This is a genomic window from Psychrobacter sp. CR212 (genome assembly GCF_059693765.1).
The window spans coordinates 436,143-454,854 of record NZ_JCATIF010000002.1 but is presented as its reverse complement, the minus strand read 5'-3'; the positions used below and the strand labels follow the sequence as shown (position 1 = coordinate 454,854).

Here is an 18,712-nt window from a genome sequence, read left to right as displayed (position 1 = left end):
GTTAACCACTAAAAATTAAAAAAGGAATATTATGCCAACCGCTGCCCCATCACCGCTGCTTTCCGACAGTTTAAGAGGACTGGGCTTGGATACGGGAACGTTATTTTTTGCGCTCAACTATGAATTTACTAAGATCGAGCCAAAAGGGTTGTTGAAGCGTTTTAAAAAGGACAAAAGCGCGGTAGATATCGACTTGGCTTGTGTATTATATGATGACAATTGCATCATTAGTGATATTGTCTGGTTCAAACAATTACGTGACAAAGCTGAATCCGTCAAGCACCAAGGAGACAGTCTAAACGGTAAGGATCGCGGAGAGCAAGCCATGTATTTGGCTCCGCTTGATCAAGAACAAATCAGACTAGAGCTAGAAGAAATTCCCTTACATATCACTCATATCGCTTTGATTGCCAACTCCTATCATGGGCACTCACTCTCTAGGGTCAAAAAAGGTGAGATTCATTTGAGTGATGATGAGGGTAACCGCTGTTTTGAAGTCAACCTAAAGCAGCTCCCACGTGATTGTAAAACGCTTTGGGTGGCTCATTTGCGCCGATCCGTTGATGACTGGCATTTAACCCTACAAAATTTACCACTGAGCGCAGAAGATCTCTCAAAAGCGGCGCAAGAAGTTGCGCATGAATTGGCACGGGCGCTACCGATTCCTCAAGGAATATAGCGTCAGTCGATCATAAAATCTAAAAAGGGTACTGCGTCTCAACCACACAGTACCCTTTTATGTTTCCTGACAAATATACTTGTTTCTAGAAATCTTAAGCATAAATTTCTATGATTGCCTGATAGATACTAAGCTATAAAGCCTCGCCGCAATGCGGGCAAAAATTCTTTTGACGCACTTCTACTTCTCTTTCGCGCCGCTCAAGCTCTTGCTCACGTAGCACTTGCAGTACAATATTTTGTGCTTGCTCTTTATCTAATCCTAGCTCTCGGCGAATCTTGTCAATCATCATCTGATTTTGTACCAAATCAAAATCACTATCGATCAGCTGCTCACGAAAATGCTGCTCCAGCTCTTCACGGCGCTGCGCCAATTCATTTGCCAGACCCGTTGCCAAAATACCTGCGGGCAGTGCCGCCAAACCCACACCCAATATCGTAATAATAGCACCCAATATCTTGCCAGCATTAGTGATTGGTGTGACATCCCCATAACCCACGGTCGTGAGCGTTACTACAGCCCACCACATCGCCTTGGGTATTGACTCAAACTCTTCTGGCTGCGCATGATTTTCGACCAAATAAATGCCACTCGAGGCAGTCACAATCATAATAATCAATATAAAAATAACCGCTTGAAACGAACCGCGCTCTTTACTGATGACCACCAGCAAAATACGCATGGACGCAAAATAACGCGTCAGTTTGAGAATACGAAACAAACGCAAAATACGTAAGAAACGCAAATCGATATTGACGAAGAAGTTTAAGAAGGCTGGAACAATGGCTACCAAGTCAATGAGTGCGGAAGGACTTCTCACCCAATCCCAACGCTGTTTCCACGTTGTATTATCCGGTTTGGCTTCAGCAACACTCCATAGTCGCAGCAAATATTCAATAGAAAAGATCACAATAGAGAAGTTTTCAAACCAAGTAAAATAATTTTGATAAGGGTAGTACCAGCTGTCAACTGACTCAGCAATCACAGCTGCCACATTGGTCATAATCAAAAATATGAGAAAATAATCAATATAGCGGCTAAATAAAGTGTCATGTTCATCATTTTGCAACGTATCATAAACAAAATGACGCAAGCGCCTTATAGATTTGAGTAGCATGCCATCCCTATTCGGTGAAATACCGGTATTATATAAATAAAATAAATTAACTGCCTTGCAAGGTGTTCAAGCGCTCTATCATCAAGAGCACACGCTTTATTTAATGCGCTTTCATCAATACGAAAATATCAACTATTTGACATGACCCAGCATGGCATTGGCTTATCGCCTGTTCATCAGCAGCCGCTATTATGTCCCATGTAGATAATAAAGATAGACTGCTATCAATAGCACCAATGCGGTGCCTACTACTGATAATCGTAAAAACTGCTCATCAGCGGGCAATTGCTGGCTGATGTCTTGAGCAGGTACTAAAAATAAATGGCACTCAGGGCAACAAGAATCTACCTGATTCAATATTTTGGTAGAACGGGCGTTCTTACAACGTAGTGGGGAGTTGCTACAATAACCGAGCATAATACGTACGCCTCTTATCAAATCATGAATATCAATTCAGTAAGCCGTCACCATTTATTTCCAATTCTACCGTTCAGACATTAGCAATAATCAATATATAGTTGATCCAATTTAAGAGTGGTACAAGGCAACCGAGTGCATATGTATAAGTAATACTTCAAGCGAGGTTAACGCTGTAACGCTTTTTTAGTGGATTGACTATAATTCTTATCTACCCATTTTCAGAGTATCACAACAGGCTTATACCCTAACTCACAATAATCAATTTTTTTAAATAATCAAAATAATTATACCGTTATCGCCTTTACTATAATTAATTAAATAAAACTTAGTAAAGCACAATTAAAACCTTACAGTAATTGTGGTTTTATACTATAATAGAGTCATAATGTTACCGCTTTATCATCCATTATAACATTATGTATCAGTGTGCAATGTCATCCCTCATTAGCACTGATAACCTTTTAATATATTAAGGAATCAAATCATGAAACTACAATCCCTAGTTTTAGCTGCTGCCACTGCTCTTACCATGACTTCTGCCTTTGCTGTACCTGCTGGTACATGGTCTATTGCGGCTGGTGCACATTATGTTGACCCTAAAAGTGATAATGGCACTCTAGATAATGGTTTGTCTGTTGATGTTGACGGCGATATACAGCCAACTATTAGTGGTGAGTACTTCATTGCCAACAATGTCGGTGTTGAGCTACTCGCAGCACTTCCATTTCATCATGATTTTGATCTAAACAGTGCGGATGGCACACAAGTTTTAACAGGTAAAACCCAACATTTACCACCGACTCTTTCTGTGCAATATCACTTTGACTCTGACAACATGCCAATGAATATCAAGCCATTCATTGGTGTTGGCGTGAACTATACGACCTTTTTTAAAGAAAGAATCTCTACTGGTGGTGATTTAGATCTTGATGATAGCGTTGGTGTGGCTGGTCATGTCGGTTTAGACATTCCTTTCGCTCCAACTGAAGCTTTCCGTATCGATGCGCGTTATATGGACATCAAAACAGATGCTACTTTAGATGGCAGTGACATCGGTGAAATCGATATCAGCCCTTGGGTATATGGCGTTGCATTTGTTAAACAGTTTTAATCACAAATCGTATTAAACTCGATGATCTAAGTATAAAAAGCCAGCGCTGACGCTGGCTTTTTTTTGGCTAACATTTGCTTATTTCAAATACAGTACTGCTCAAAAAAAAGACCACCCTTAGGCAGTCTTTTTTTGGTTTTAGTTTTTAGCGTAGCGTATCAGCTATAGCAAAATACGGCGTGGATCAGCAAGCAATGTAGCAACATAGCGAGTGAATACCGCTGCATCCGCACCATTGATGACGCGGTGGTCATAAGACAATGACAATGGCAGCATCAAGCGCGGCTCAAAAGTCTGCTTAGCCGCGTTCCAAACAGGCTGCATAGTCGCTTCTGATGCGCCCAAGATCCCCACTTGTGGCCAGTTGACCAGTGGCGTGAATGCTGTACCGCCCAAGATACCTTGGCTTGATATGGTAAAGCTTGCACCTTGCATGTCTTTAGTAGTGAGCTTTTTATCACGTGCTTTGCCTGCCAACTCACCAATTTCGATGGCGATCTGCTTGATGCCTTTGTCCTGTGCATTTTTAATCACAGGAACCACTAGGCCGTCATCAGTCGCAACCGCAATACCCATGTTAACACTCTTACGCAAAATCACTTGCGTATTGTCATCACTCAAATGACTGTTAAAGCGTGGGTGCTGGGTCAAGGCGTAAGCAGTTGCTTTAACAATAAAGGCCAAAATAGTCAGGCCAATACCTTGCGCCTTCATGTCACCCTTTAGCTCACCGCGTAGTTTTTCAGTTTCGGTGATATCAGACAAATCAAACTGTGTCACTTGCGGTAGATAGGTATTGTAGTTCAGCTGCGGGATTGACACTTTTTGCAAGCGGCTTAAATCTTGGGTTTCTGTTTCGCCCCAGATTTCAACGTTGCTCATATCAGGTAGTTTTGGCAGACCTGAGCTAACAGCACCCTGAGCAGCTGGTGCGGCTTGTTGGGTGGTCAAACGGTTTTTAACATGCGCAAACAGATCTTCTTTTAGAATGCGATCGTTTAATGCTGAACCATTTACCTGTGTGATATCGACGCCAAGCTGACGAGCCAATTTACGTACAGCAGGACCTGCATATACATCAACCAACTTTTTATTGACTTCCGCTTCGCTCAATTTTTTACCTGCAGGTGCAGCAGTTGAGGTCGGTGCAGGCGCTTGCTTTGGTTCGCCTGTTGGGGCTGGCTGTGACTTGCTTTCAGTTTTCGGTGCAGGCTTGTCCGCTTTATATTCAGTTTTAGCAGTATCCGCTTTCGGTTTTGCCTTAGGAGTACCTGCCGCTTTAATAACGATAAAGTCTTGACCGTTGGCAACAGTGTCACCAGCATTAACCAAGATTTTTTCGACTACGCCTGCTTCTGGTGCAGGCACTTCGACTGAGGCTTTGTCTGACTCAATCAGTAGGATAGACTCATCGGCACTGACCGTGTCGCCTACACTTACCATAATTTCAGCCACTTGCGCTTCATCAACGCCTATATCTGGCAGTGCATGGGTAGTCGATGCGCCTTCGCCAGCATCATCAGTCGCTTCTTCTGCATCTGCATCATCTTCAACAGATGCGTCTTCATTATTATCGTCTGCTTGTTCTGAATCAGTTACTTCTTCGGCAGTATCGTCATTATCATCGCTTACGTCAGCACTCTCTACTTCGATCAATACCATGCCTTCGCTGACTTGATCGCCGATGGCGACATTGATTTTGGTGACTTTACCAGCAGCAGAGCTTGGTACTTCAACTGACGCTTTGTCAGACTCTAACAAAACGATGTTGTCATCTTTTGCGATGACATCACCCACTGCTACCATAATTTCGCTGACTTCAGCACTATCGACACCCAAATCGGGGGCTTTAATGTCCATGTTTTATCTCCTAGTCTTATGATTATTATTCTTTGACATCACCGTCATTGAGCAAGGGCGCATCTGCTTGATCTTCGGCGCGGCCTTCATTGCTGATATCTTCATCGTCTTCAGCAACGAACTCAGGCACAGGACTTGGGTTGACTTTGCCTGGTGCAGGTGCATCTGGAGAATGATCATAATAAGACTGTTGGTGCCATGCAGGTGGCTGATCCGCATCAATGCCTAAACTTGAAATCGCATCTTTTACCAAACGCATCTCGACTTCACCCTCATCCGCTAAGCGCTTAAGCGTAGCAACAACGATGTGAGCCGCATCAACGTTAAAGAAGCTGCGTAGGTTCTCGCGAGTATCAGAGCGACCATAGCCATCTGTGCCAAGTGTGGTATAAGGACGATTGTCTGGTAACCAAGCACGAATTTGCTCTGAGTAGTTGCGCATGTAGTCAGTCGCTGCAACTACGATACCTTCGTGCGGTGCTAATTGCTCAGTGACCCATGGCACTTTTTCTTCATCCATTGGATGTAGACGGTTGTAGTCATCACAAACCATACCATCACGAGTCAGCTCGTTGAAGCTGGTGACACTCCAAACGTTTGATGTGATATTGAACTCATCTTTTAGGATCTGAGCCGCTTTTTGTACTTCACGTAGAATCACGCCTGAACCCAATAGCTGTACCTGAGTTGAGCCGTTGTCTTCAAGTAAATACATACCGCGCTTGATACCTTCCTCGCTTCCTTCTGGCATGGCAGGCTGGTCGTAGTTTTCGTTCATTAGCGTTAGGTAATAATAAACGCGCTCGCCTTCTCCGTACATCCGGCGTAGGCCATCATGTACGACAACAGCTAGCTCATAACCATAGCAAGGGTCATAGCTCACGCAGTTCGGTACGGTGTTAAACAAAATCTGCGAATGGCCATCTTGATGCTGCAAGCCTTCACCATTCAAAGTCGTACGACCCGCAGTAGCCCCTAATAAGAAGCCTTGTGCCTGACAGTCACCTGCTGCCCACGCCAAGTCACCTATGCGCTGGAAGCCAAACATCGAGTAATAGATGTACATCGGAATCATTGGTAGCGCATTCACAGAGTAACTGGTTGCCAAGGCAATCCATGTACTCATCGCACCCGCTTCGTTGATACCTTCTTCTAACATATGGCCATCGATGGCTTCTTTATAGCCCATCAATGCTTCGCTATCTTCTGGCGTATATTTTTGTCCGACCGCAGAGTAAATACCCAATTGACGGAACATACCTTCTAAACCAAAGGTACGCGCTTCGTCTGGTACGATTGGTACCACGCGATCTTGGATGTCTTTGTTTTTCAGCATGGCTGATAACAGACGTACAAATACCATCGTCGTTGATTGTTCTTTGCCGTTACTACCCTTTAATACGCGATCAAATATCGACAGCTCAGGGATGTTCAGCGGAATATGGCCACTACGGCGGTTTGGCAGATGACCACCCAATGCTTCACGGCGACCTTTTAGATACTTCATCTCTGCCGAACCTTCTTCAGGACGGTAGAATGGTAGGGTCTCTAATTGCTCATCGGTAAATGGCAAATCAAAGCGATCACGGAAATACACAAGCGCCTCTTGATCAAGTTTCTTGATTTGATGCGATTTATTGACCGCTTGTGTTGTGCTGGACAAACCATAGCCTTTGACAGTTTTGACCAGTACGACCGTTGGCTGACCTTTGGTTTTCATCGCTTCGCTAAACGCAGCGTACACTTTTTGTGGATCATGACCACCACGGTTTAGGCGTGCAATGTCTTTATCAGTCAATGCATCTGCCATTTCTTTTAATTCAGGATATTTACCAAAGAATTCTTTGCGAGTAAATTCAGGCGTACGCGCTTCATATAGCTGGTATTCACCATCGACCACTTCTTCCATACGATGTTTGAGCACGCCAGTATCATCATTGGCAAGCAGGCTATCCCATTTACCACCCCAAATGACTTTAATCACACGCCAGCCAGCACCGCGGAATACCGACTCTAGCTCTTGAATAATTTTCCCATTACCACGGACTGGGCCATCAAGACGCTGTAGATTACAGTTAACAACCCAAATTAGATTGTCCAGCTTCTCACGACCAGCAAGAGAGATTGCGCCCAAGCTTTCTGGCTCATCCGTCTCACCATCACCTAAGAATGCCCAAATCTTACGGCCTTCTTTTTCGAGCAAGCCACGGTTTTCCATGTAACGATGCACGTGAGCATGATAGATCGACATGATCGGACCTAAGCCCATTGATACCGTTGGGAACTGCCAATAGTCAGGCATCAAATATGGATGAGGATAGCTTGATAAGCCTTTACCACCCACTTCACGGCGGAAGTTATCAAGCTGATCTTCGGTTAGACGACCTTCTAAATAAGAACGTGCATAGATACCTGGCGCTGAGTGACCTTGATAATAAATCATGTCCCCACCGAAGTGATCGCTTGCCGCACGGAAAAAATGGTTGAATCCTGTTTCATAAAGCGTGGCACTAGAGGCAAATGACGCCAAGTGACCACCCAAATCATCATCGTTTTTGTTGGCACGCATGACCATTGCCAAAGCGTTATAACGAATCAACGCACGAATTTTACGCTCCATACCAAGATCGCCTGGATACATTGGCTCATCTTCAACAGCGATACTATTAATATACGCGGTATCCAATCTATTAAATGGTAGCCCTTCTTGCACCGCCATATTGTATAAGGCTTTTAGAAGAAACTGAGCGCGATCCTTATCTGCATGTTTGATCACAGACTCAAAGGCTTGTAGCCACTCTTTGGTTTCGGTGCTATCAGCATCCTTGTAATAATTCATTGTTGTCGATCCTTTTATATCAGTCATACCTACCTATCTAGACGGTAAGGCTTTGTTAAATACTGGTGTGAAGTGAGATATTGGTTTACTTATGACTTCCTTGCTATGTCCAAGCATTCCCTTGTTTCATACGGTGAGATACAGCTAGATTATACAAAATAGTGCCACTGAGAATTGACATATGCGTCAAATGGACGAAACTACAAAACAGATCATACTGTTGTCCCTGTATATTCAGTCATGAATGATTTTGACACTCTATTATAAGCGTTTGCGAGGCAATTGTTTATGGCTGTAGAGAAATGGATAAATAACAAGTATTTTTTAAATAAATAATGATTAGTTTTTTTAAAAATGATAATAAAAATAGTGTGTCTCTTTACCTAAAAGACAGTTACGTGTAACTCCGTAACCAAAATATACTTCCTGTCATGCTAAATCGACCATTAGGAACTTTACTCTGGATTTAACATAAATTGCTTATTATTATCTCATACTGGTATATTTGTATAAATATAGTTAAGTTCCATATCGATTGAGCAACCTTGATTCTTAGGAATAGTGACATGTATAAAGCTAAAACATCCTCGAATATAACGAACGTTTTTTCTTTTAGTAAGTATCAATCTCAAATACTGAATTTGATGGGGTTTGTAATATTGTCATTGATGAGCATCTCATCTCATGCGCTTGCACCAAATCCTGGAGCAGTTTGTAGTACTGGTGCTTCTCAAAGCAGCCTGACAAACGCAGACTACACTAACCTAGTCTCAGCAGTGAATACTGATAATTATGTCAACATCGCAGGCAACGCATCAGGCAGCATTCCCTTACAGATTAAAATGAATACTACAGAGTCGAGCTCGAACACCATATTGGGTAACTTTGGTGTTATTGAGGCTCAAGGAGTCAGAGCCATCAATGTCAGAAGAACGTTCCCTAACACCTCGGCCTTTACAGATATCCGTCTAGATTTTCGTAATAGCATTACCATGCAACCAATCTACTTGACCAACGTTGCGTTAAGTGCTTTTGATGTTGATTATGCTAATAGTAATGGTAATACTTTCGATGATTACGTTCAAATTACAGGTGTCACCCAAGCAGGTACTACTATTGAAGGCACTTTCCAAACAATAGTAGGTTCAAACATTGCCTACTTTCAAGGATTATATACAACTAGTACAGCTAACTGCCCAGCTAAAGATTTAGGTACGCAATGTCAAGGATCGGTACAGTTCTCTCAGCCCGTATCATCGGTAAAAGTTCGCTATACTAATACTGGTCGTCTTTCCACTACAACTAATCAAGAGATTGATTTTCGCGTAGATAATTACTGCTACGTTCCTCAATATATATTTTCTGGTACGGTATTTGACGATAATGGTGGTATCACAGCAGCGCAAGCGAGCGCTACTAATGCCAACTTCACTTCTGGGACTTATAATAATACCAACTACTTCAATGGTGTTTTTAATCCGCCCCAAGAGACGGGGATCAGCGGTAGTACTGTCAGACTAGCTAGTTGCGATAGTAACAACCCTCTCACTTATGCTACACAAACTGTTAATAGTAGCGGCGCGACTATCGGTCAGTTTCAATTTAGTGTCCCTCTCTCAACCTTTGGTAGTAATAGAAACATATGCCTTATAGAGAGTAGAACAGGCAGTTCTTACCCGATCCGAACCACGACAGACAATATCAATACTGCATTTGCAACCACCACCTACAACTATCCCAACAGGAACTTTGGTCGTGTCATTGCAGAAAACGCCGCCTTAGTCCTTAGAAAAGCTCAATACGTTAATAACTGTCCTTCTACCATCCCTTATACCGATCCTACTCTCAATCGTGTAGGTGAAACAGACCTTAGAAAAGGCTTTAGCGAAAGTGCTAATAATGGAAATGCCCTTACCCCTGGTCAGTGTATTGCTTATCGCATTACCGCCACTAATCGCGCTAATGTCCCCATTAATAACTTTGTGATGCAGGATAAACTGCAAAGCAAAAGTGATGGCGCAGCGGTTACCTCAACCTTAGCCAATCCAGTAGCCAGTACAACCGACTATGCTTCTAATAGTGTGGCTATCGGTAATAACGGTACAGTAATAACCAATCCCTTTACCCTAAACGCCAGATCAAACCGCAACTTTTATTTTAATACCAAATATGGCACTACAGCGAACACTCAGTAGCTATTATCTATTGCAACTCTAGATTATTACTATTTCCTTTTCTAATACAAAAAAGCCCTGTCTTCTTAGACAGGGCTTTTACCGTTTGGTCATCTTGAAATACCATTTGTCATCTTTATAATTGATAATTGTATCGATTACGTTACAATAGCTTAAAAGGGAATGTGTGCTTTTTATAGACGACCCTGATAGCAAATGATAGACAGTTTCACGGTAGCCCAAAGCCTCAGTATCCCAATGATAGTAACGGTATAAGAAAGGATTTTATATGAAACGTTTCAAGATTCTACGCAATATTCTATTAGCTACTATAGCTTCTAGCTCTTTACTAAATATAGCACATGCTGATGATGCTCTAAAAATGGAACTAACAGCCAATCAAGTCATAAAGAATGCGGAAGGTAAAACAGTCTATAAGCCAGTACGCACCGCACCGGCAGGTACTGTGATTCAGTATAAAGCGAATTATACCAATACCATCAATAAAGATATTAACGATTTAATGGTGACGCTACCTATTCCTGCCAATATGACATTTACTGGCGATGCGATGCCTGCAAGTGCACAAGCCAGTATCGATGGTGAGAATTACGCTGATATACCACTTATGCGTAAAGTCGATGGCAAGATGGTCAAGATTCCATATTCTGAATACCGCACTCTGCGTTGGAATATTAAGTTATTGCCAGCTAAAAAGTCAGCAGCTGTTGCTCTCAATACCACCGTTAATTAATTCAATAGACATTAAACCTTCACGCTTTTAACGTTTCAATTTTTAATCTTAACTCTGGAGCATTATATGAAATCAAACACTTTTAACTATAGCCTGCTAGCTGTCGGCGTCGCCGCAGTAATGGGTGTGTCTACTGGCGCTAATGCAGCGACCCCAGCTGCCGCTGTAACAGCAGGCGCTGCGCCAATTAATAACGTAGCAACTGCAAGCTACAGTATTGCTGGCGTCAGTCAGCCATCTGTAACCTCTAACACAGTAACCGTTAACGTTAGCGAAACGGCTAACTTTGCACTCACATCGACTGTTGATGATGGTAGTATTGGTGACGATACTGCTATCAATCAGACTGCTACGCCAGGTGGTACAACTACCTTTACTCATAATTTAACCAACACGGGTAACGTGACGGATACTTATACCATTAACACCACAGGTAATGACTCATCACTAGTAACGGCTACTCCAGACTACCCTTTAGGTACTGCGCCTGTTACGTTTACTATTGTACAAGCAGATGGCACTCCTCTAACTTCTGCTCAAGTCACCGCTTTAGGAACTCAAGCGCAGACAGGTACCCTAGCTAATGGCGGTACTATTAGACTACAGCCAGGTACTAGAGCTAACTTAAGCTACGAAGCAGCTACGCCAGACGATCGTAACGGTAATGACAAAGGTGTAGGCACATTAACAGCGACCAGTACTTTCTTTACTGCTAATAATGCAGCTGGTGCGACATTGGTGAACGAAAACCAAACTATCGTGAGATTGCCTACCTTCAAAATTGTAAAAACAGCGACCAGTACTGTCGATTTGACAGTCGCCAACCCACAGATTGCTTATAGTATCGTAGTCACTAACGCGACTACTGACTATAGTGCTGCTGCGACTGATATTGTTATCAGAGATGTCCTTCCTGTAGGTTTGAGTTTACCTAATGGCACAGCATCAGACGTGACCGTAACTGGTGGTGCTGGTACCGCTACGATTTCTACTGTTGGTACTCGACAAGCTATTAATGTTGCCGTAGCGAACTTAGCTGTTGGCGCAAGTCGCACGATTACTTTCACGGTTAACGTCGATAGAGATCAGTTTACATCTGCTAATAGTTCAGTAACTAACAACGCAGAAGTCTACGATAAGTTTGTCGGTCCGGTTAGCCCGCTACCTGCTAATCCTGTACTTGGTACTGACTATGATATTTTGGATAGTACAGATGGCACTATAGGTGTTACTAGAATACCTGATGATGCGGGTGAAGGTAACGGTGCTGGTATAGATAGTCCTGGTGTGACTAGCTTTACCAGACGAGCGGTTGTGGTGAGCAATCCAACGACTAGAGAAGTTCCCCCTGCCTCAGGTACTGCTAGTCAAGCGACTCATTCAACTCTCATTACTAACAGCGGTCAAGATGGTGAAGGTACCAATACTAACCCATTGACTTTCACTATTGCTGATGGTGGCAATAATGGGGCTGTCAGACCTGTTACTGGTCCTGTTAGTGCTACTTATACGCCGCCTGGTAATGGCGCTCCGGTTACTATAACGCTGCAACCTACCGTTGCTGGTGGTAATACATATACTCTTAATAGCACTACACTACCAACCGCTCAATTTCCAAATGGTATTGCACCTGGTGGTACATTAGAAATCAACTACAATGTGTCGTCGGGCAATGTAGCTGCTCCTGCAACTGTTGCTGATGCTGCAGCTGTTGGTAGCACTGAAACTTCTGTTGTAACGCTAACGCCTGCTGGTATTAATGCACCTGCTGCTACTACAGTGACTGATACGACTAACGTTAGAGGCTTAACTTTAGTGAAGTCTCAAGCATTAGATGCGACTTGTTCAGGTACGGTTGCTGCAAGTACCTTTATTCAGACTGCGGTCGAGGCGAAACCTGATCAGTGTGTTATCTATCGTATTCAGGCGACTAATACTTCTTCAGCAGCGTTAGGTTTTAATCTTAACGCTTTAACCATTTCGGATTTGTTGTCTAACTTTTCAGCTGGTGCGGATTTAGTAGCTGGTTCACCTGCTACTTCTGCGACTGCCTCATCTACTGCAGGCATAGCTAGTACTACCAGTACTGCAGTTCTTGGTACTAACTATACCCTAGTTCCTCAGGGCGTTGGCACCTTGACTTTTAAAATCAAAATTAAAAACGCTCGTTAATTGATATTTAACATTTCAAAGTCTATAAGCTTCACAAGACGCTTATAGACTAACGCTCCAGCTTGACCTAATTGATTTTGATGAGCCAAGCTGGAGAATTACTATCCGACCCTTTTATGTTTTATTGGATAAGCGACATATGACTAAATCTTTAATGACACCGTCTAATCGTATTACGTTGCATACAGCGAAGATCTCTGCGCTGACGGCTGCAATGTTGCTTATGCAATCAAATATGGCGTTTGCTGCGCCCACCACTCTCGTACAAACTATCAACAATATCGCTAATGCTTCTTATGACGTCAATTCTATCAAACAGAATAGCATTTCAAACCAAGTTCAAGTCAAAGCCTCTGCCTTATCTGAATATGGTATTAACTTAACTCAGCAACCTGTGCGTACTGTTGCACCCAACACATTGGTGAATTGGGTTAATGTTCTTAGTAATACTAGCTATAGTAGTCAGACTGTTGAGCTGACGCTTGATGTATCGCCAACTCTATCTAATTTGAAAGTTTATCAAGACTTGAATAAAAACGGCATTGTCGATAGTGGTGATACACAACTGATTCTTGATAACATGAGTGCCCAAATCAAGCTTGGTCAGAGTGAAAACATTCAGTTTATTGTGCAAGCTCTATCAGATGCTAATGGTAAGGATGGAGATACTGCTGACATTAAGATTGGTGCAGTTGTCTTAGAAGACCCGTCAGTGACCAGCGTGAGTGCGACCGATAGTTTAGTCATTATCGAATCTGGTATCAAATTCACCACTCCTAAATTTGATGAAAGCAAAACGATTTCACAAATTAATGATGACGTTTATGTCAGTGCCAGCTATGCGCAATGTAATGTACAAACTGACAAGCCTGATCAAGTATGGGTAACCATCAAATCACCGAAAACTGGAGATAGCTATTCACTTAAAGCTATAGAAACTGGTAATAACACAGGTAAATATCAGCTATCAGCAGCCACTCAAAATAACGCTAACGCTATTGACGATAAGCTTATCCAAACGTTGAACAGCGACACATTGACTGTCAGTTTAGATGCTTGTATCGCCCCTTCGGTTGGCATTGATGCTGATGAATTGCCAAATGCGTCTGACTTCACCGTGCGTATCAGTGACCTGAGCTCACAAATTAATATCGTCGATGACAACCCAGCTTTAGTTGTTACAAAGGAAAGTGACTTAAAAAGTGCTGAACTCGGCGATTATGTCAGCTATACCATCGAAATCAAAAATAGCGGCAAGTCTACTGCTTACGATGTACAACTAAAAGATGCCTTACCGCGTGGTTTTGACTACGTTGAGAATAGTGTACGTGTTAGTCCAACGACTGATATTGATATCAATCAAGCACAGACCACCGAGTTTAAAGCTGATGGTAAATATCAAGTATTGAACTTAGGCAATATGGCAAATGGCGAAAGTAAAAAAATTACTTATCGTGTGCTTGTTGGTGCTTCATCACTAGGTGGTGATGGTATCAACCGCGCAATCGCAGTTGCTAACAATGAGCAAGGCCAAAGCTTAGTATCAAGAGAAGCACAGTGGAAAATCGACGTAGAACGCGGCGTCATGAATACTGACGGCATCATCATTGGTAAAGTCTATCACGATATCAACCGTGATGGTATTCAGCAAAAAGAAGACGGCGAGCTTGGGGTTGCTGGTGTCCGTATATATATGGAGAACGGCAACTTCATCGTTACTGATCCTGAAGGTAAATACAACTTTTATGGGGTCAGTGCCAAAACACACGTACTAAAAGTAGATAGCACGACGATCCCTAGAGAAACAGAGCTGGTCACCCAAAGCAACCGTAATGCGGGTGATGCTGGCAGCCGTTTTGTCGATTTGAAATATGGCGAGCTACATCGTGCAGATTTTGCGATTGTGGGCGGCATGGGCGATAGTACTGAGCGTCTGAACGCCGAGCTAATCGCTCGTAGCAAATCAGTGAGTGCTAAGAATGATACGCTAGAGCAAGCGGTAAAAACAGCGCTAACATTAGAGCCAAACTACGATGCCGACACGACTGATAATGTCGATGCAAGTGGCTGCAATATCAATGGCGACCTAGACCTTGGTAACAACTGTGATTCTGCTATTGTCAACGATATGATTGGGGATGCGACCAATCGTGTAGACATGGCCGTGACAACGGTTGCACCTCCAGTAGAAAAAGAGCTCGAAGAATATCTAAAAGAAGTGGCTAACAATAATGTCACCTTCATTAACCTAAATGAAGGTCAACAGCTCAGTACTTACAAGCAGATGGTACAGGTACAAGCACCACTTGGTTCAATATTTACTCTATACGCCAATGGCAAAGCGATATCAGAGCAGCAAATCGGTAAAACTGCTGAGCAAGAAAAGCAAAATGTAATGGCTTTTGACTATTATGCGGTTGACCTAAAACGCGGAAGCAATACGTTACGTGGTGTGGCAACTGACATCAATGGCAAAACTATTGCCGAGCAGACCATCACCGTATTGACACCTGATAGTCTGCAAGCGATTGATTATCGTACGCAAGCACAACTAGTCCCAGCAGATGGTATCAGCGAATATCAGGTTGTTATTAGTCTAAAAGATCGCGACAATCGCCCCTATATCGGCACTACTTCTCTTACACTTGATACTAATATCGGTCGTATCAATCTGAAAGACAGCAGCCAAGATCAAGCCGGTACCCAAATTACTGTATCAGGTGGTGAGCTATTGATACCAGTCATCGCGCCAAGCGCACCAGGCAAAGGTGAGTTGGTAATTGATACTGGTAGTAGTAAACAAATTATCCCACTACAGTTCACGGCTAAGCTGCGTCCACTCATTGCTGTGGGTATCGTCGAGGGTGCTATCTCGCTCAAAGACTTTGATGGCAGCAATATCACAGACGCACAAGGCGCGTTCGAGCAAGAGCTGCATGAAATCTCAGGCAATGATGATTATTCAGCCACTGGTCGTGCGGCGATGTTCTTGAAAGGCAAAGTGCGCGGAGATTACTTGCTGACGCTGGCTTATGACAGTGACAAAAAAGGCGAGCGATTATTCCGTGATATCGAGCCTGGCGAATACTATCCTGTCTATGGTGACTCATCGGCCAAAGGCTTTGATGCGCAATCAACCAGTAAGCTCTATGTGCGTCTAGACAAAGGTCGCTCGTTTGCTATGTATGGCGACCTAAAAACACAAATTGACAATGATGAAGGCATTGAACTGGGTCAATACAACCGTACATTGACTGGTCTAAAGGCGCAATTTGAAGATAATAATACTCGCGTGACTGCATTTTTGGCAGAGACCAGTACTAGCCAGCGCGTTAATGAGACTCGCGGTTTAGGTATTTCAGGTCCCTACCCATTGGCGGAGAACTTTGACGCGGTACTAGAAAACTCTGAAATCGTCGAAGTTATCACTCGTGATGCCAATAATCCCGGTCTTATTATCAGTCGTGAGACGCTAACTCGTTTTGCTGATTATGAGATAGACCCGATTAGCCGCAGCTTATTTTTGAAATCACCGATTGCGAGTCAAGATCTCGAAGGCAATCCTATCTACATTCGTGTCACAGTAGAAGTCGACGAAGGTGGTGAGGACTATTTGGTTGGTGGTATCGCTGCCAAACAGCAACTGACTAATAAAGTCTCTATCGGTGGTAGCTATATCAATAGCGACGACCCATTGAACAAAGAAGAGCTTGCTAGTGTCAATAGCGTTATCAAGTTCAACGATAAGCTAAAGCTGGTCGCTGAATACGCAATGAACAAAGCTGAGAACCCTAATTTTCAGCCAAGTAATCAGATCAACACCACAGAATTAGACGATAATAATGTTGAGGGCAACGCCTTACGTGTTGAGCTTGACTTTGATAATAAGAAAGACACGCGTGCCAAGGCTTATTACAATGATGCAGATGAAGGATTTGTCACTGGTGCATCACCACTTACTGCTGGGCGTACGGAGTCTGGCGTAGAAGTCATCCATACATTTAACGACAAAAAAACAGCGTTGAAATTAGAAGGTGTGCGTACCAAGGATCATACTACTGAGGCGAGTCGTGAAGGCGTACAAGCCAGTATCGAGCAACGTTTGAGTGAAAATGTCGTTGGTGAAATCGGTGTGCGTTACTACAAACAAGACGCGACTGCTGCCTCACGCAATAACCAAGCAGCCACAGATGTGATAGATGTTACTGATGACACGCTGTTCAATGACGACATTATCAACCAATCAGCATTGAACGGCGTTAGTGATGCGGACAAAGACATCGAAGGCACAACGGTTCGTGCCCGTATCACTTCTCGCCTACCCAAGCTAAATAATAGCTTGGTGTTTGCAGAGTATGAGCAAGATATCGAAAATAGCTCACGTAACGCGACGTCCATCGGTGGTGAGACGCCAATCGGTGGCTTGGGTCGTCTGTATGCACGTCATGATTTGATCAATAGCCTGTCTGGTAGCTATGGTCTTGATGATACTGATGAGCGTCAACGTACCGTTGTTGGCTTTGACGTCAATTATATGAAAGACGGTAAAGTGTATAGCGAATACCGCATGCGTGACGCGATCAGTGCGCGTGAAGCGGAAGCCGCTATCGGTCTGAAAAACAAGTGGTATGTACAAAAAGGCCTGACTCTAAATACGTTGTTTGAGCGCGTTGAGTCATTAGAAGGCGAAGAGAACAACACCGCCACTGCGGCAGGTTTTGGCGTTGAGTATCTTGCCAAAGAAAACTACAAAGCATCAGGACGTGTTGAGAAACGTTGGGGGGAAACAAGCGACACCTTACTTGGTAACGCAGGTATTGCCTATCGTTATACCGATGAGATTACCTTACTTGCCAAAGATACCTATTCACGCATCGACTATAATGATGGTGATCGCACGATTAATCGTTTCCAACTTGGTGCCGCTTATCGTGATTACGACAGCAATCAACTAGACATGCTTGCAAAGCTTGAGTATCGTTTAGATGACAATAACACGGCTGATGATACCTATCAAAAAGACACCACTGTCTGGTCATGGAATGGTAACTACCATCCAACGCGTGCCTTAACCTTGTCTGGTCGCTATGCGGGTAAGTATACAGAATATGAAGCAGACAATATTACCAGTGACAATACTGCTCATGCCGTTTATGGTCGCGGTCTGTACGATATTAGCGAACATTGGGATGTTGGTTTGCAAGCGGGTACTTACTGGAATAAGCAAGCAGATGATTTGTCTTATATGTTAGGTGCTGAAGTGGGCTATAGCCCAATGACCAACCTTTGGTTGTCACTTGGCTACAATTTTATGGGCTTTGAAGATGAAGACATCGCCTATGACGACAGTACTCAAGAAGGGGCTTACTTTAGATTGCGCTTTAAGTTTGATGAAAATCTATTCAAGCGTGAAGACCCACGTAAGAACAATCGTTTAAACAGTGACTCTACGCAAGTTAATACGACTACCTTGTAAACTAATGATAGCGTCTTAACTCCTGTCTACTGGCAATATAATAAGCGATTAGACAGGAGTCGCAGAGTCAGCCCTAATAATGGTAAATACCCACACTCATTACCTTCAGA

The 18,712-nt window shown here is 43.2% G+C and carries 10 protein-coding genes; 6 read left to right on the top strand and 4 right to left on the bottom strand.

The features are described from left to right. Positions 1-31 precede the first annotated feature (31 nt). On the top strand, positions 32-679 hold the full coding sequence (locus AC58CZ_RS06220; protein ID WP_277077880.1) for a TerD family protein: 648 nt from the start codon (positions 32-34) through the stop codon (positions 677-679). Positions 680-812: 133 nt separating this feature from the next. On the opposite strand, the gene AC58CZ_RS06215 is transcribed toward AC58CZ_RS06220, so the two are convergent. Then, entirely contained in the window at positions 813-1,796 is a 984-nt protein-coding gene (locus tag AC58CZ_RS06215) for an ion transporter (RefSeq protein WP_494224351.1), read from the bottom strand. Between the two features lie 189 nt (positions 1,797-1,985). Further along, entirely contained in the window at positions 1,986-2,213 is a 228-nt protein-coding gene (locus AC58CZ_RS06210) for a hypothetical protein (protein ID WP_143506625.1), read from the bottom strand. 487 nt (positions 2,214-2,700) lie between these two features. Between AC58CZ_RS06210 and AC58CZ_RS06205 the strand changes: the two genes are divergently transcribed. Beyond that, positions 2,701-3,327 carry an OmpW family outer membrane protein gene (locus AC58CZ_RS06205; RefSeq protein WP_494224350.1) on the top strand — a complete coding sequence of 209 codons (627 nt, stop codon included), beginning with the start codon at positions 2,701-2,703 and terminating at the stop codon, positions 3,325-3,327. A gap of 162 nt (positions 3,328-3,489) precedes the next feature. On the opposite strand, the gene AC58CZ_RS06200 is transcribed toward AC58CZ_RS06205, so the two are convergent. Both AC58CZ_RS06200 and aceE read right to left on the bottom strand, forming a co-directional pair. Beyond that, on the bottom strand, positions 3,490-5,187 hold the full coding sequence (locus tag AC58CZ_RS06200; protein ID WP_494224349.1) for a 2-oxo acid dehydrogenase subunit E2: 1,698 nt from the start codon (positions 5,185-5,187) through the stop codon (positions 3,490-3,492). Between the two features lie 25 nt (positions 5,188-5,212). Beyond that, complete coding sequence (gene aceE / locus AC58CZ_RS06195) at positions 5,213-8,026, bottom strand: pyruvate dehydrogenase (acetyl-transferring), homodimeric type (protein ID WP_494224348.1); 2,814 nt, start codon at positions 8,024-8,026, stop codon at positions 5,213-5,215. 668 nt (positions 8,027-8,694) lie between these two features. On the opposite strand from aceE, the gene AC58CZ_RS06190 reads away from it, so the two are divergent. From AC58CZ_RS06190 to AC58CZ_RS06175, 4 genes are all read left to right on the top strand, one after another. Beyond that, on the top strand, positions 8,695-10,221 hold the full coding sequence (locus AC58CZ_RS06190) for a hypothetical protein (protein WP_494224347.1): 1,527 nt from the start codon (positions 8,695-8,697) through the stop codon (positions 10,219-10,221). 268 nt (positions 10,222-10,489) lie between these two features. Then, a complete protein-coding gene (locus tag AC58CZ_RS06185) occupies positions 10,490-10,954 on the top strand; it encodes a hypothetical protein (RefSeq protein WP_494224346.1) in 465 nt (154 codons plus the stop codon). Positions 10,955-11,020: 66 nt separating this feature from the next. Beyond that, positions 11,021-13,126: a beta strand repeat-containing protein gene (locus AC58CZ_RS06180; protein WP_494224345.1), complete on the top strand. Its 2,106-nt coding sequence runs from the start codon at positions 11,021-11,023 to the stop codon at positions 13,124-13,126. 139 nt (positions 13,127-13,265) lie between these two features. After that, on the top strand, positions 13,266-18,602 hold the full coding sequence (locus tag AC58CZ_RS06175; RefSeq protein ID WP_494224344.1) for a hypothetical protein: 5,337 nt from the start codon (positions 13,266-13,268) through the stop codon (positions 18,600-18,602). The last annotated feature ends 110 nt before the right edge of the window (positions 18,603-18,712 follow it).